Annotated in this window: 15 protein-coding genes; 10 read left to right on the forward strand and 5 right to left on the reverse strand. The window is 39.6% G+C overall.

What is annotated here, in order from left to right:
- Positions 1-45: 45 nt before the first annotated feature.
- The 5 genes from C2M32_RS04690 to C2M32_RS04710 all read right to left on the reverse strand — a co-directional run bounded on the left by C2M32_RS04690 (position 46) and on the right by C2M32_RS04710 (position 4,783).
- Positions 46-1,206 carry a hypothetical protein gene (locus tag C2M32_RS04690; RefSeq protein WP_158678132.1) on the reverse strand — a complete coding sequence of 387 codons (1,161 nt, stop codon included), beginning with the start codon at positions 1,204-1,206 and terminating at the stop codon, positions 46-48.
- A gap of 103 nt (positions 1,207-1,309) precedes the next feature.
- On the reverse strand, positions 1,310-2,023 hold the full coding sequence (locus C2M32_RS04695; protein ID WP_105167344.1) for a WecB/TagA/CpsF family glycosyltransferase: 714 nt from the start codon (positions 2,021-2,023) through the stop codon (positions 1,310-1,312).
- The gene (locus C2M32_RS04700) at positions 2,020-3,054 is read right to left on the reverse strand and encodes a glycosyltransferase (protein ID WP_105167345.1); all 1,035 of its coding nucleotides are present in this window, start codon (positions 3,052-3,054) and stop codon (positions 2,020-2,022) included. Before C2M32_RS04700 ends, C2M32_RS04695 begins: the two co-directional genes overlap by 4 nt.
- Positions 3,051-3,878: a glycosyltransferase gene (locus C2M32_RS04705; protein WP_105167346.1), complete on the reverse strand. Its 828-nt coding sequence runs from the start codon at positions 3,876-3,878 to the stop codon at positions 3,051-3,053. The genes C2M32_RS04700 and C2M32_RS04705 overlap by 4 nt, the downstream gene beginning before the upstream one ends.
- Positions 3,875-4,783 carry a Wzz/FepE/Etk N-terminal domain-containing protein gene (locus tag C2M32_RS04710; protein ID WP_105167347.1) on the reverse strand — a complete coding sequence of 303 codons (909 nt, stop codon included), beginning with the start codon at positions 4,781-4,783 and terminating at the stop codon, positions 3,875-3,877. The genes C2M32_RS04705 and C2M32_RS04710 overlap by 4 nt, the downstream gene beginning before the upstream one ends.
- A gap of 494 nt (positions 4,784-5,277) precedes the next feature.
- On the opposite strand from C2M32_RS04710, the gene wecA reads away from it, so the two are divergent.
- The 10 genes from wecA (at position 5,278) to C2M32_RS04765 (ending at position 15,987) form a co-directional block, all read left to right on the forward strand.
- Complete coding sequence (wecA, locus tag C2M32_RS04715) at positions 5,278-6,324, forward strand: UDP-N-acetylglucosamine--undecaprenyl-phosphate N-acetylglucosaminephosphotransferase (RefSeq protein ID WP_105167348.1); 1,047 nt, start codon at positions 5,278-5,280, stop codon at positions 6,322-6,324.
- 14 nt (positions 6,325-6,338) lie between these two features.
- On the forward strand, positions 6,339-7,517 hold the full coding sequence (locus C2M32_RS04720; RefSeq protein ID WP_105167349.1) for a nucleotide sugar dehydrogenase: 1,179 nt from the start codon (positions 6,339-6,341) through the stop codon (positions 7,515-7,517).
- Positions 7,518-7,730: 213 nt separating this feature from the next.
- Positions 7,731-8,207, forward strand: coding sequence for a transcription/translation regulatory transformer protein RfaH (rfaH, locus tag C2M32_RS04725; protein WP_105167350.1), 477 nt, complete (start codon positions 7,731-7,733; stop codon positions 8,205-8,207).
- Between the two features lie 443 nt (positions 8,208-8,650).
- A complete protein-coding gene (locus C2M32_RS04735; protein ID WP_105167352.1) occupies positions 8,651-9,766 on the forward strand; it encodes a polysaccharide export protein in 1,116 nt (371 codons plus the stop codon).
- 12 nt (positions 9,767-9,778) lie between these two features.
- Positions 9,779-10,213 (forward strand): low molecular weight protein-tyrosine-phosphatase, encoded by a 435-nt coding sequence (locus tag C2M32_RS04740; protein WP_105167353.1) that lies wholly within the window; start codon positions 9,779-9,781, stop codon positions 10,211-10,213.
- Positions 10,214-10,227: 14 nt separating this feature from the next.
- Positions 10,228-12,459 carry a polysaccharide biosynthesis tyrosine autokinase gene (locus tag C2M32_RS04745; protein WP_105167354.1) on the forward strand — a complete coding sequence of 744 codons (2,232 nt, stop codon included), beginning with the start codon at positions 10,228-10,230 and terminating at the stop codon, positions 12,457-12,459.
- 52 nt (positions 12,460-12,511) lie between these two features.
- Entirely contained in the window at positions 12,512-13,534 is a 1,023-nt protein-coding gene (locus C2M32_RS04750; protein WP_105167355.1) for a sugar transferase, read from the forward strand.
- Between the two features lie 8 nt (positions 13,535-13,542).
- On the forward strand, positions 13,543-14,370 hold the full coding sequence (locus C2M32_RS04755) for an SMP-30/gluconolactonase/LRE family protein (RefSeq protein WP_234401222.1): 828 nt from the start codon (positions 13,543-13,545) through the stop codon (positions 14,368-14,370).
- On the forward strand, positions 14,363-15,319 hold the full coding sequence (locus tag C2M32_RS04760; RefSeq protein WP_105167357.1) for a glycosyltransferase: 957 nt from the start codon (positions 14,363-14,365) through the stop codon (positions 15,317-15,319). Before C2M32_RS04755 ends, C2M32_RS04760 begins: the two co-directional genes overlap by 8 nt.
- Complete coding sequence (locus C2M32_RS04765; protein ID WP_199886113.1) at positions 15,316-15,987, forward strand: acylneuraminate cytidylyltransferase family protein; 672 nt, start codon at positions 15,316-15,318, stop codon at positions 15,985-15,987. The genes C2M32_RS04760 and C2M32_RS04765 overlap by 4 nt, the downstream gene beginning before the upstream one ends.
- Positions 15,988-15,991 lie beyond the last annotated feature (4 nt).

Below are 15,991 nucleotides of genomic sequence, written 5' to 3' on the forward strand. Positions count from 1 at the left end.
CTTATGAATTGCTTCTTCTCGACCCTATCATCACGTATAAAACAATTAGTTGGCACGTGCAGATAGGTGCGTTTTATTGATATGATCAAGATAGGCAATCAAGGCTAATATAAATGCTGACCAGATAGCGGAACGTGATGCATCTAACGGTGTCCCGGTAAATCCATACAGTATTGCTGAGGTGATGGCTATATGGGCCGCAATACTTAGCTGTAAATGTTTAAATCCCAGAATGCTGATATTTTTTCTGGATGTAAAACACACTTTTAACGAGTAAAAATAGCAAGTCATAAATAACAGCACAATGCTAATAAAGCCAAGTAAGCCATATCGAAACAGATAATCCAGATAAGTGTTTTCAATAATAACCCCGTTCAAGGCGAGGGGCGAGCCAGAGTACCAATAAGTTAGGCCCTGTTCTATGGCAATAATCGTTTGTAGTTTTCTCGTTGATGTAGAGCCATCTAATTGGCCTTGTGACATCAGCTCAATAAAGTTGGCAATGTAGTCCAAGTTTAGATTGAGTTGGATGATGGCAAAAGTAGCAACTGAGATAAAACATAACTTGAGCAGGAGTAGCTTTTTTGCAATCCCTAAATTCAGCGTTATAGAGAGTAGTGAAAAGTAGAGTGCGAGCAAAGCTGTTGCTAAATACCCTGTTTTTGACTGAGAAAGGAAGATAGCTATAAAGATCATAATAATCATCAGTAGTGCAATGGCTTTTCTAGTACCCAAAAACAGCTCTACAATGAAGTACGCCAAATAAAAACTCAAAACATAGCAGGTGATATACACCCAATCGAAACTACCCGGTGCTCTAAATCCAAAGCCATCATAGACTTTTTTAAAGCTGATGATTTTGAGTGCAGGAATGTCGCCCAAGATGATTTGTAGGGCAATTAAAACAAGCTGTAGTAAGAGCATAATAAATAGGATATTTCCTAACTTAGGCAGCTCGACTAGCTTAAAGTGTGCTTTTAATAGCGAGAAAAAGGCAAGCGTGCACAGAAATAGCATAAATGGCTTAACCAATACGCCAGCATGAAATGCGGAAAATTTCTGCCATTGGAAGAAAAAAGCAACAAACATCGCTAGGATGGGGAAGAAATAGACATATGACAGAGCGGGTATCAAGAGTCTAGTTCTGGTTGCTAGCACACTTGCAGTGAGTACAAGCAGCATGACCACAAAGAACGATTTTTGCATCACTGGCGGCGCTACCGAAGGAATAAAATAGATCGGCCAGTAAAATAAGACAAATATACAAGCATACGTAACTATATGTGGAAAGCTGGTTCGCTGCATCGGCTTACTTCTTTTTAATCATATGGTAAAGATAGCTCAACACAAACTTAGGGTACTGACGGATTACCCTATCGCGTACATGCTTATGCATCACTACTCTTTGTAACCAACGCAACCCAAGCTTTTTTATAATAGGGTGATAGTAATCAGCCTTGATAGATGTTTGAGTCAAGAAACCACCGCAAGTAACAAACAACATAGGTCGTGCAAGCGCTTTTTTTCCGTTGACGCAAAAGGTCTCTTGATAGGGAGTGCCCATACCGACTAACACAACATCAATGTTGTGTGTTTCGAGTTCTTTATACACGGCTTCAGCGTTTTGAATATAGCCATTACGGTGATATCCAATATTTATATTAGGATATTGCTTGCGCAGTACGTCTACCGCTTTTAAGTTTTCAGCTTCTGTGGCGCCAATTACTGCAATCGTTAGATTATTGTCACTTACATACTGTAGAAATGGGCCGGCAATAGAACTGTAATCAAAACTTGCACGCGTCACTTTAGGCAAAAATAAATTATGCAACTTGCACAATAAAGCGCCGTCCGAAAAGAAATAGTCAATACCATCAATAAGGTCGTCGCGTTTTTGGAGTTCATAGTAAGAAAATGGATTTACAAACGAAATTGCGGCAGGCTTACTCAACTGCAAAGCTTGGAGTCGGATCTCGTCAAACTGTTCGCCCGAATGAATTTTTTTGTTGAGTGATTCTTTCATAGTGACTTAAATAATGTGTAGTAATTCTTTACAGCTGATGGCAATTTAAACTCCTCAACATCGACAGAATTTGGTGCCAATCCCCGTTCTACATCTAAAATAGCTTGTGCAAATTTATCAGTTTCCCCAAAAGGGATGAGTAAGCCATACTGGCCGCTCTGCGTCAGCTCTTTAGGTCCATAGCGACAATCAAAAGCAACGATAGGGGTTTGAAGGTAGCTTGCCTCAACCAAAACAGTAGGGAGCCCTTCCCACCTCGACGACAGCAGAATAGCTTTCGCATGTTTGATATATTTATATGGGTTATTCGTTAGGCCATGTAGTACAACGGTATCCTGTAGACCTTTTTGCTCAATTAATGCCTGTAGCTGCTGACGATCTGGGCCGTCTCCGAGGATAACAACCTTACTTTTGAAATCATCTAGTTGCTCAATACTTTTGAGCAGTAAATCATAGCCCTTTTGGAAATGCAGTCGGCCAACACAGACGTAGTAGTTGTGATATTCATCTTGGGGCTCGTTTGCGAGTTGCTGAATATCATCACTGAGCACTGGGTTGTATATTCGTATTGCATCGGATGCAGAGCAGACCTTTAGTTTTATAAGGTTGTCTAAAATCCCATCTGAAACACAGACCACCTTGTTGACGGTGCGAAAGAGTATCGACGCCGCCATGCGCCTGAGTATATTTTTTATTCTACTTGCTTCAGGTAACTGGATTGGTACGTGCTGTATGACAATTGATTTGGATTTGCTAGGAATAAATGCCCCTAACTTTGATAATCCACCTTTGGTAAATACCACCACATCGGGCTGAAATGCTGTGTTAAGGCTTCTAAAAGCAGTGATAGTATGCGCATCTTTACTGACATGACATAGCTTTTGAAACTCACTCAGTAGCGGGCCTGATTCGGATTGACAGGCAACTGATATCTTGCAGTCATAATCACCGATCAGCCCTTTTATAAGCTGCAATGTTACGCGCTCGACGCCACCAAAGGTGAAGTCTTCCATTACAAACAATAGTTTCATCGACCCATAGCCAGTTTAAGATTATGCAGTAACCCATACTTAACAATGTTCTTGTCAGCTAAGGCAAGCTTTAATAGAGGTACCCATTGCCCTTGGATGATCTTCTCCCAACAGTTCATTGCTAGTTTTTGTTTTGAACTCATCAGGTGTTGATGTTTATCCAAAAACTGTTGAAAGCCAATCAGTCGATTTGGTGAGCGAGTGATGCTACCAGTTTTATCATCCTCATGTTGCAGGTAGGTCGATTTATCCAGCTTGATGCCTTTACCAAATCGCTGTGTGAATCTCACCCAAGTGTCATAATCCTGCCAAGCTTTAAAGGATGTATCAAATCCTCCAATCGCTCTGAGGTCCTCTGTTTTACAAAAGATCTGGTTGCCAACTTTATTGATGACCAATATATCTTGTAAATCTAACTCACCGATAAAATAGGGATGTACTTTATGGTTTGTTCCTCTAACAACAGTCACGGGACTACATAAAAAACTATATGTATCATTCCATGAATCGATAAATATTTGCAGTCTATCTGGGGTAAACTCATCATCATCATCTAAGCCTGTGATGAAATAGCCTTTAGCATTTTCTATTGCAACATTCCTTGCATGGCAAGCCCCTTGTGCTGGCACATTATGAAATACTCGAATCTTGTTATTGTTCAGCGATTCGAGGTATTCATTCGTGCCGTCAGAAGAGCCGTCATTAACAATGATGAGCTCCCAATTGCCGTAACTTTGGGACTCTATGCTTCTTATCGCTCTTTGCAGATTACCTAAGCGGTTATGTGTTGGCATGTAGATGGTAACAAGTGGTGATAGGCTCATTTGTTTCTCGCTGCATAGAATTTAACAAGGTACACAAACATCGCCAATAGCCCTCCAAGGAAGGTGCAAACAATCACTATGAAAGCACGCTTGGGGCCATATTTTTCATCTGGAAAGCTGGGGGGATCAATGGTTGTTAAAATATACTCATCTTCTATTTCGGTGAGCATCTTTTGCTTCGTTTGCTCTTCTATCAATCGATAAAAAACGACTTGCATATCAGAGACATTTGTTTGCTCTAGCTTATTATTAAGGTATTCAATACTTTTCTTAGCTTGCTCTATATCGTAAAGCTTCATCGTTGCGTTTAGTTCCACGATTAGCTTCTTTAATATAGTTTGAGCAAGGTGTGGAGAGTGATGCTCATACGACAGGCTATACAGGCCGCTTTTTTCTTTATCAATTATCAGTGACTCAGTCAGCTCCATGTAAGCTTTCCAAAGTTGCTTACTTTCTTCTAACTCTATGAACTTTTTGCTTTTATCGTCATAGATGTCTTTGTTTAGATGTAGAGTGTTTGTTTCTGGATCCCAAGATTCGGAAGCTAACAAAGGCACTCGCAACTCATTGTCATCGATAAATTTGTATAGAAAGCTTTTACTTACGAGTTTAGCTAAGGCCACCTCTGTTTTAAATCCACTGTCATTTGTCGCTGAAATGCCAGCAAGTGCAGCGAGGCCTCCCAGTTGCCCGCCAAGGTCTCCCGAACCATTTTTAATATTTTGTGTTGGAGCAAGGACTGCGGTGGAGCGATAGATATTTGGTACGCTTAATGCTAGCGCAATCCCCATGACGGCGCAGGCAAAACTGATGCCTAATATTACTAATTTTGCAGACCACATGAATCGAACTAATTCGCCAAATTCCGGCGGCTCTTTGCGCATGCTCAAAGTTGAATTAGTCATTAGGTAGACATCCTAGAAATACAAAAGGAGTAGGATTATACAGAATTAAAAAAAATCATTAAACCTGAGAATTGAAAGCAAAATAATGTGAGATGTTAATATTAGGTAAAGGTTAATTGTGATTGTATGTAAAATTAAAATAAGCTTTCACTTAAAAAATGGAGCCTAGACGAGTTGTTGGTCGGTGAGAGCAAATATTAGCTCGTTGTTAATGATAATTTTTGTAGTAACTCATTGAAAATTTCTATGGTTTTTTTTGCTTAACAAATAATAACAACTAAACTGTTTTTTTTTACTTCATTACCCAGTAAAACATATGGTTGATTGAGGTTTTCATAGTGCACTTGAGGTTCTCATCGGATATAATGCAGAACTTTGAGTGAGGCTTTTGGGCCATCACCTCTCTGCTCTTGTTTCGATAGCAATAGTTTTATTCAGTTGGTCTAGATTTTAACTTTAAGTGGAAGAATACATATGAAGTTGGAGAGTCTTTAATGGAGCTCATGTTAGCCTTGTTTTTCTCGTTCGCTATGACTTTAGCGACGATTGGCTTAGTGCGACCAGTGGCGATTCGATTTAATTTAGTCGATAAACCAAATGAAAGAAAAAAGCATGAAGGGAATATTCCACTAATTGGTGGCATTGCCGTATTCAGCAGTGTATTGATCACCGCAAGTTTGTTTTTTCCGTTCAGTAAAGAGCTCGCCAGTTATTTATTTGCTTCCGGTTTGATGGTGATATTAGGCGTGATGGATGACAAACACGATCTTAGCGTTAGATTTAGAGTGTTTTTCCAAGTTGTAGTTGCGTCCCTGATGATTTTTTCTGTGGATAGTTATATCCAAGATTTGGGCAATATTCTCTTCTTTGGCAATATCAATCTTGCTTGGTTCGGTGTGATATTCACCTATGTTGCTGTCATTGGTATGATCAACGCATTCAACATGGTTGATGGCATAGATGGCCTGTTAGGCTCCATGGCAATCATTACACTTACTGCTATCTCTATTCTCCTGTTCAATAGTGGGCAGACAAGCCTAATCTCAATCTTATTGGTTGTTTCGCTCGTTCCATATCTGATTTTTAACTTGGGTGTATTTGGTACGCAGTTTAAAAAAATATTTATGGGTGATGCCGGTAGTATGTTTATTGGTTTCACCGTTGTATGGTTGTTAGTTACTAATACTCAAGGTGAAATCAGCGCATTTCGTCCTGTAACCGCATTATGGATAGTGGCAGTGCCCTTGATGGATATGGCTGCTATTATCATTCGTCGTGTAAGAAAGGGGAAGTCACCTTTTAGCCCAGATAGAGACCACCTCCATCACATTTTCCTAAGAGCTGGTTTTACGTCCAGACATGCATTGTTTGTTATTTCACTCATTGGTGTTGTATTTGCTGCGGTTGGTATTTTAGGCGAGCTGCTTGCTGTGTCTGAATCCATCATGTTTTTCACCTTTTTAGGTATATTTTTCCTCTATAATTACGCCATTTTACACGCCTGGCGATTATTGAAGTGGTATAGAAAGCGCAAGGTTTGAGGATTTTACAACGCATGCAAAACGGTTTAAATATTACAATAGTTGGTACTGGCTATGTCGGTTTGTCCAATGCAATCTTGTTAGCTCAACATAACAAAGTGGTTGCGTTAGACATAGTTCAAGAAAAAGTCGATATGTTAAACGACGGCCTTTCTCCAATAGAAGATAAAGATATCTCAGACTACTTGGCACGAAAAGATATTCATTTAACAGCTACTACTGACAAAAAGCTGGCGTATGAAAACGCTGAAATTATAGTGATAGCGACACCTACTGATTACGATCCTGAGACTAATTACTTTGATACCTCATCAGTTGAAGCTGTTATCAAAGACGTAATGGAATTAGCTCCAACTGCATCAGTATTTATTAAATCGACCGTCCCAGTGGGGTACACACAAAGTGTGAGGGCAAAGTTTGGTATTAAAAACCTAACCTTCTCACCTGAATTTTTGCGTGAAGGAAAGGCTTTGCATGACAATTTATACCCCTCTAGGGTGATTGTTGGCGGAGAATGTGAGCGAGCTAAACTGTTTGCTGAACTTTTGGTGCAAGGTGCAAAAAAACAGGACATCCCAGTTCTATTCACAGACTCTACTGAAGCTGAAGCGATAAAGCTGTTTTCCAATACTTATTTAGCGATGCGTGTTGCCTACTTTAACGAATTGGATAGCTATGCTGAAGCACATGGTTTAAGCAGTCGACAAATTATTGAAGGTGTAGGTTTAGACCCTCGAATAGGAAACCACTACAACAACCCATCTTTTGGCTATGGTGGCTATTGTTTACCAAAAGACACTAAGCAGCTACTGGCTAACTACAAAGATGTACCAAACAATATGATTGCAGCTATTGTTGATGCAAATACCACGCGCAAAGACTTTATTGCAAACTCGATATTAGCTAAGAATCCAAAGGTAGTTGGTATATATAGGTTAGTTATGAAGTCGGGTTCGGATAACTTCAGAGCTTCTGCGGTACAAGGCATAATGAAGCGAATCAAAGCGAAGGGAGTGACTGTTATTGTTTATGAACCCAGTTTTGCCGGAGAACATTTTTTCCACTCTGAAGTTGTTAGATCACTCGATGAATTGAAAGTGCGCAGCGATATCATTATTTCTAATAGGATGGTTGATGAACTGATGGACGTTGAGGATAAAGTCTACACCAGAGATATTTTTAGGTGTGATTAGGCAAAGGTCAATTGAAGTGCGATGAAGTGAGCGGTGGTAGAGATTGTTGTGTTTTTTGTAACGTTTTGTGATGGCTAAAATTGTATGGATCACACATGATTCTCCACTGTATATAAGACACTAATTTATTAATGTACTTATGGACACTCGACTTGAATCACGTATAATATGTGCCATTATTTAGAGCACGCATAATTACCAATGGGTTATTGCATGGAACGCTGGTATTTACTCTATTGTAAGCCTAAACAAGAAGCTAGAGCTCACTCAAATTTATCAAATCAAGGTATAGAGTCCTGTTTTCCAACGTATAAAAAAAGTAAAACAGCGATGTCTAAGCTGGTAGAGCAGCCGCTTTTTCCTCGGTACCTTTTCGTAAAGCTAGATCCATATTCTGTTCACTTTTCTGCAGTAAAGTATACGCGCGGAGTAACAGATTTTGTTCGCTATGGCTCTAAATTGCAAGTAGTTCCTGATGAGCTAGTTGCGCAATTGATGCAACATAGTAAGCAGGAATCTGACTGTGAAATTAAAACAGGTGACACTGTTAAAATCACCGAAGGTTGTTACAAGGATTTGCTTGCTATATATCAGCAACCTGAAGGTGATATACGAAGTGTTTTATTGATAAAATTACTTAATCAGTATACCCAAATTATTGCATCTAATAGTGCTATTCAAAAAATCTAATTTAGGATTTCATTTGTTGTTATTTTTTCAGCAAAGGGTGTGTTTTGTACCTGAAAAAAAGAGTATAATGCGCGGCTTTGATTGGCCTTGGTGCTTTGAGTATCGGTAATGTCTCTATTGGTGATTGAGTCGAGATATTTTAAAGCTTTAATCTCTATTATATTTTTTGAGTTTATACCTATAGTTAGGTACATATTAGGTCATTATCAATAGTGATGCCTTATTTGTTCTACAAAGCTGGGTGCTACAGAAAGAATTTTGTATCAGCAATTAGGAGCTGTAACCTAAGGGCGGAAGCGTGCCTGTGAATGGTTGGGTGGAGTGTGCTTGACACTCTCCTTGCGATTAAAATTAGTGCATGCTTTAATTAGCGCACTTAAAATGAACCGCTGTATATTTAAGCAGCACATAGTGAAAGATTTTAAAATAATTGGGAAGACACAATGGCGCAACGCTGTAAAACGATCATTGCTTCTGCATTACTGTTAGCAATGGGTGGCTGTACGATGATACCTGGTGGCCACTTTGAAGGTATTGGTTCGGGTGAGCAAACAGCAAATCTCGAACGTGATCTTGAAAAAGTAAATATTCATATCATCGACTCTCAGCTCGTTCAAGAGCATAAGATTAAAAAGGCAAAGCCAATAGATCGCGCTAAGCTTTCATCAGTTGATGTATCTAGCTATGAGTACCGCCTTGGTGTAGGTGATGTGATCACCATTGGTGTATGGGATCATCCAGAGCTTACCATACCGGCAGCAGTACAAAGAACTGCTGAATTTGACGGTTTTAGAGTACAAGCAGATGGCACGGTTAATTTTGCTTATGCGCCAAAAGTTCCAGCAGCAGGCAGAACGGTAAATGAACTTAGAGCAGAGCTTGCAAAAAGATTAAGCCGAGTTATTGAAGAGCCTCAAATTGACGTTAAAGTTGTTGGTTTTAAAAGTCAAAAGGCTTATGTAACAGGTGAGGTCAGTAAGCCTGGTGTGTATCCAATTACAGAAACTCCCGTAACGCTTATTGATGCAATCAGTCAAGCAGGTGGCTTAACTGAAAATGCTGATTGGGAAACCGTAACATTTACACGTGGCAACAAGACGGAAGTTATACAGCTGGACGATTTTTATTCTGAGGGTGATATTTCACAAAATCGCCTGTTGAGACATGGTGATATTGTCCATATTAGCCGCAATGACAAACGTAATGTGTATGTGCTAGGTGATGTAGTTAAAGCAGGTAAAGTTAGCGTAAATCGTTATGGTTTAAGTTTAGCCGAAGCGTTAACTGACGTAGGTGGCTTTAACGAACGTACTGCAGATGCAAATGGTGTATTTGTATTACGTAAACGCAATCTGCAAAAAGATGGCGTGCTTGCTGATGTATATCAGTTGCATTCTAAAAATGTTGCTTCTTTAGTGCTAGCAGAGCAGTTCGAGTTACAGCCACAAGATATTGTTTATGTAACCAGTGCTCCACTCGCCCGTTGGAACAAAGTTATCAGCTTGTTATTGCCTTCGCTGTCAACAGTGGATGCACTTCAAGATATAGAAAATCAGTAATTGTGAGTACTCATGTTTGATAGTGTTTTAATGGTTTGTGCAGGTAATATCTGCCGCAGCCCAACAGCAGAATACCTGTTGAAAAGTCAATTAGCAGGTAAAAATGTTAAGGTTTCGTCTGCAGGCCTGACTGCCTTGGAAGGAAAGGCCGCCGATGCTCTTGCACAAGAGCTGGCAAATGAACAAGGAATCGACATGAGTCCACACCAAGGTCGCCAGCTAGATGGTAACTTGGTGGCACAAAATAGCCTCATTTTAGTAATGGAACACAGGCACTTAGAAGACCTGTGTAACCGCTACCCTCAAGCTCGTGGCAAAACCTTTCTACTTGGTAAATGGATTGGAGATAAAGAGATCCCCGATCCATATCGTCAATCAAGAGAAGCGTTTCAACACGTTTACGAGCTTATCGAAAGCGCTTGTGGCGCTTGGCAAAAGTATTTATAAGGAAACATGGGTATATGAATGCTCAGCCAAATCTAATTTCTCCGCAAAAGTCACAAAAAGAAGATCATCAAGAAATAAACTTGATGGCTCTTGTTGGTGCGTTGCTTGACGCAAAGTGGTTTATTGCGGGTGTGACAGCATTATTTATGCTGCTTGGTGTTGCGTATGCAATATTTAGTACACCAGTCTACCAAGCAACCGCTATGGTGCAGGTAGAAGAAAAAGGGGGCTCGGTCCCTGGTTTTGATGACATGTCTGGCATGTTCGAGAGTACATCGGCCGCGGTAACAGAGATTGAATTACTTAAATCAAGAAGTGTTATTGGCGAAGCTGTTGATACATTGAATCTAGACACTGTTGTTGAGCCAAAGCTGTTTCCACTTTTTGGTGGTCGTAGTTATCGTAAGTTTGTCGCACAAAATGAGGGTGAAGTAGCAGAAGCAAGCTTTGGTGCTGAATCCTATGCATGGGGTGGCGAGAAAGTAGAAATACATCGTTTTAAAGTACCTAACAGTGCAATTGGTGAAGAGTTCGTGCTACAAGCAAGAGCCGAAGAATCATTCGCTTTGTTGACTGAGGGTGGAGATGAAATTCTTGCGGGTAAAGTTGGTGAATCTGTTAAGAATGGCTTCTTTGAGCTTACAATTAAGACATTAATTGCGCGCCCGAATACCGAATTCTCTATTATTAAACGCAATCGTCTGCAGACAATTATAGACTTACAGGGCGCTATTGCTGCGTCTGAGAAAGGCAAGGATTCGGGTATTATTAACTTAGCGCTTCAAGATAAGAGCCCAGACTATGCGGAAACTGTTCTGGATAAAGTAGCTGGAATCTATGTACGTCGCAATGTAGAGCGTAACAGTGCTGAAGCACAACAATCCTTGGAGTTTTTAGAAGTTCAATTACCAGAAGTAAAGCGTAGCCTTGAACGTGCTGAAAAAGCTTTTAATGATTATCAAATTCGCCAAGAATCTATAGATATTAGTTTAGAGACCCAAGGTGTACTAGAACAGATAGTTGCATTGGAAACTAAACTACAAGAGCTTGAACTCAAACGTCTTGAGCTTGGGCGAAAATTTAAACGTGAACACCCTGCATATCGCGGCGTTGTAGAGCAGATTGAAACAGTCAAAAGGCAGCGTAATGAATTTGCTGGTGAAGTTCAGGGGCTCCCTGAAACACAACGCGAGCTATTGCGTCTAAAACGTGATGTTGAAGTAAACAATGAAATTTATACTCTATTACTAGCTAAAACTCAAGAGTTAGATATTGTGCGTGCGGGTACAGTTGGTAATGTGCGTATCGTTGATTACGCAGAGGTAAATACTACCGAGCCTGTTAAGCCTAGAAAGGCGCTAATTGTAGTATTGTCGACAATGCTTGGTAGCATGTTTGCAGTTGCAATCGTGCTTGTTCAAAAGGCGTTACACAAGGGAATAGAAGACCCAGGCGAGATTGAAGCTCTAGGCTTACCTGTTTACGCAAGTGTTCCGTTCTCAGAATACCAAGTCAAGTTGACTGGCTTCGCAAAAGCACGAAAAGGCAAAGTGGCCAAAGCTAAATCTATTTTGGCAGTGGACAACCCTGCAGACCTTTCAATAGAAGCATTGAGAAGCCTGCGCACTAGTTTGCATTTCGCCATGCTAGAGGCCAAAAATAATGTGATTGCCATTTCTGGTCCGAGTCCTGGTGTAGGTAAATCGTTTATTACAGCTAACCTTGCTACAGTACTAGCTCAAAGTGATAAACGCATACTTGTAATTGATGCGGATATGCGCAAAGGCTACTTGCAAACACAGTTTGGTATGAAATGGAATGATGGTTTAAGTGATTACCTGTCAGGTAGGTTGAGTCTTGCTCAAGTGATTAAGCCGAGCCAGGTGGACGGGCTTCATGTAATGACACGCGGTCAAATTCCACCAAATCCGTCAGAACTACTTATGCATGAAAACTTTAGTAAGCTGATTACTGAAGTGAGTAAAATGTATGATTTGGTGATAGTGGATACACCACCTATCTTGGCTGTAACCGACCCTGCGATTGTTGGTGCTCATGCAGGCACTACGTTACTAGTAACTCGCTTTGGTCAAAACCATATCAAAGAGCTTGAGATCACTCGTAACCGATTTGAGCAAAATGGTATTGATGTTAAGGGCGTAGTTTTTAATGGTGTGGTTCGTAAATCAAGCAATGCATACGGTTACTACGGATACTATAACTACGAGTATAAGTCAGATAGCTAGAACTCGACACAATGCTGATTACCTTAACTAGTATGAACAAAGGTTTCTTAAAATGAATGGACAAGAAGTGACTAACACAGCTCGTAAACTTGATAGAGTACCGACTAAACAGGTTTCTTTGAGTGATACTCAAACTACTCCAGTAGTCAAACAGTTCAAATCAAAAAAAGAAGCATTATCGCAACCGGTCATTTATGTATATTGTCCTGAAACTTCCGAATTGACTATCGGGAGAATAATTGATGATTATACATTTGATATAGTGCTCAATGATTATTCAGTACGTGACTTTAGTAACAAAGTTATATGTCACTATCAGAGTTCTGATTTAACGAAAGAGCAGCGTAAATTTCTTGTAACGGCAACAGAATGTGGGGCTTGGGTCGAGCCTCTTGTTAGCTATTTGGATGAACGCTTAGGTTATACAGAAGTTAAGTTACTTCACAGTAGTTACTTTTTACACCAAAAGGCATTTTCGATTTTAAGTAACAAGCGCGACAAAATATTAAAACGGGGCACAGATATCGTGATGGCATTTTTGTTGTTAATGCTGACTTTGCCCATTGCTATTTTGGCAGCTATCTTGATTAAACTTGAAAGCCCTGGCCCTATTTTGTTTAAGCAACGAAGGACTGGTCTTTATAACCAAGAATTTGATGTTATCAAATTTAGATCTATGAGAAATGATGCAGAAAAAAATGGTGCGCAGTGGGCTATAAAAAATGATGCTCGCGTAACTAAAGTCGGTAAGTTTATTCGAAAATCGAGAATTGATGAGTTGCCGCAGCTGATTAATGTTTTGAAAGGCGAAATGTCAATCGTAGGTCCAAGACCTGAAAGGGAAATATTCATTACCGATTTGGAAAAGGAAATCTCTTACTATCGATTTCGGCATGCAGTCAAACCCGGTGTGACAGGTCTTGCTCAAGTTAGCTATCCATATGGTGCATCTATTGAGGATGCTGTATGGAAGCATAAATATGATGTTTATTACATTAAGCACTATAGTCTTTGGCTTGATATAAAAATACTGCTACTCACCACTAAAACTGTTTTGTTTGGTATGGGTAGATAGAAATGGAAATGCATTTTAAAGTCGTTGCTGAAACTCAAAATCAGCTCGGAGAAGGAATATACTATGATAGTACAACACAGAAAATCTTTTGGTTAGATATTCTTCAATCAAGATTGTATGTACTACATAGCCCTTTTAACGAAAAAAACCTTGATGTGCACCAGTTAGAAAATTATCCCAGTGTTATTTTGAACGTGAATTGGCCCCAGCTTGTGTACTTAAACTCAAGAGGTCTTTTTTCTTACGATTGTAACTCTAAATGTACTGCGAATATGACTACGATAGAGCATACAGCCAGCATTGAAATGAGAATGAACGATGGAGTTCAACTTATTGATGGTCGATACTTCTTCGGTAGTATGGGCCTTAATGGTGAAGAGAATGCTGGAAAACTCTATTTGGTTAGTGACGAGAAAGTCTTTAGCTCAGAATACAGTAATTCGATACCTAACACGTTCATTGAACTAGATGAGCACGTCTTAGTCAGCGACTCTAAAGCTGGCATTATATATAAACATGACAAAGATGATTTGTTAGGTCGACGTGAAGTCTGGAAAAAATTCGATGAGGAAGGAAAAGTCCCTGATGGCGGTTGTAGGCTCCGAGACCGTGTTTTTATCAGTATCTGGGGAGGGGGTTGTATCAAAGAGTATGATATTCAAGGAAACGAAATCATGGAATATCAATTACCAGTATTACAGCCCACAAACTGTATAGCAGTTAATGACTCTCTGTTTGTTACAAGTGCCAGAGGTGGTTTGTCTGATGAACAATTAGTCAACTACCCAATGTCAGGCTCTTTAATCGAAATTTGTTTAGGTGATAGGGATGAGTAAAGAATTAGTGTCAGTAGTTATTCGCACTCTCAATGAGGAGCGCTACCTTCCAGAATTACTTGCAGCCATAAAGAAGCAACAGTCTGACATTTTTGAAATTGAAGTTGTAATAGTTGATTCAGGATCAACTGACGACACGCTGAAAATTGCTGAATTTCACGACTGTAGAATAACTTACATTAAGAAGCAAGATTTCACATTCGGACGTTCGCTGAATGTAGGGTGTGACTTTGCTCAGGGGCAGTACTTAATTTTTATCAGTGGCCACTGTATTCCATGCGATGAGCTTTGGGTTCATAACCTTGTAGCTCCACTGGTTGACAAGTGCCAATATACATATGGCCGACAAGTCGGAAGGGATAATACTAAATTTAGTGAAAGGCAACTCTTTGATAAATATTTTCCGAGAGTGTCTTGTATTCCGCAAGAGGGCTTCTTTTGTAATAACGCGAACGCAGCTATCAGAAAAGATACGTGGGAAAAGTATAAATTTGATGAAACCCTTACCGGCTGTGAAGATATGTATTTAGCTAAACAGCTTGTAGAAGATGGGGGTAAAGTTGGTTATGTAGCTGATGCGCCAGTCTTTCACATCCATGATGAAACTTGGGGTAAAGTAAAAATTAGATATGAGCGGGAAGCTATTGCATTACAAAAGATTCTTCCTCATGTTCATATGACTTTCTTTGATATGCTCACGTATATATTTGTTGGTATTGCCAAAGATGTAAAAGAAGCAACCAAACAGAAGAGGCTGCTTACTGAGCTGTACTCAATTTTTAGGTTCAGATTAGCTCAATATTACGGTGGTTACTTAGGCAATCATATAACAAGAAAGTTGTCCCATGAAACTAAGCTTGCATATTTTTACCCTAGAGTGACAGATATGGAAGTCTCAATGAAGCCAAAGAATCTAACAAAGAAAAAACTTAAAGAGGCAAGTAAATGAAGAAAGTTGTAGCATTGCTACCCATGAAAGCAAATAGTGAAAGGGTTAAAGGAAAAAACTTCCGAAATCTTGCTGGTAAGCCCCTTTTTAAGTGGATTTTGGACTCTCTTCTTGAAAGTAAATATATTGATAAGGTAATCATTAATACCGATGCTCGAGAAATTCTTCTTGAGAACGGCTTAGTTGAGTCTGATCGCGTAGTTATTAGAGAAAGAGCGGAACATCTGTGTGGCGACTTCGTAAGCATGAATCTAATTCTCGAAGATGATATTAAAAATGTTGATGCCGATGTTTATTTGATGACGCATACGACTAACCCTTTGATCAGTACAAACACAATTGATAGAGCATTAGAACAATACCTAAATCAAAACGAGTATGACTCTTTGTTCACGGTTAACAAAGTCCAAACTCGATTTTATACAGAAGATGTGAAACCAGTAAATCATGATCCAGATAATTTGGTTCGCACTCAGGATCTCACCCCTTGGTTTGAAGAAAACTCTTGTTTATATGCATTTACAAAAGAAAGTTTTTCGAAAACAAATGCAAGAATAGGTGAAAAGCCAATGATGTTCCAAACTCCTCAGTTGGAGTCTGTTGATATAGATGAACCTGAAGATTGGGAAATGGCAAGAGCTTTAGCTGAGAACGTAACAAAGGGATAGAATC

The organism is Pseudoalteromonas sp. T1lg23B, from assembly GCF_002964665.1.
In the GTDB taxonomy this organism is placed as follows: domain Bacteria; phylum Pseudomonadota; class Gammaproteobacteria; order Enterobacterales; family Alteromonadaceae; genus Pseudoalteromonas.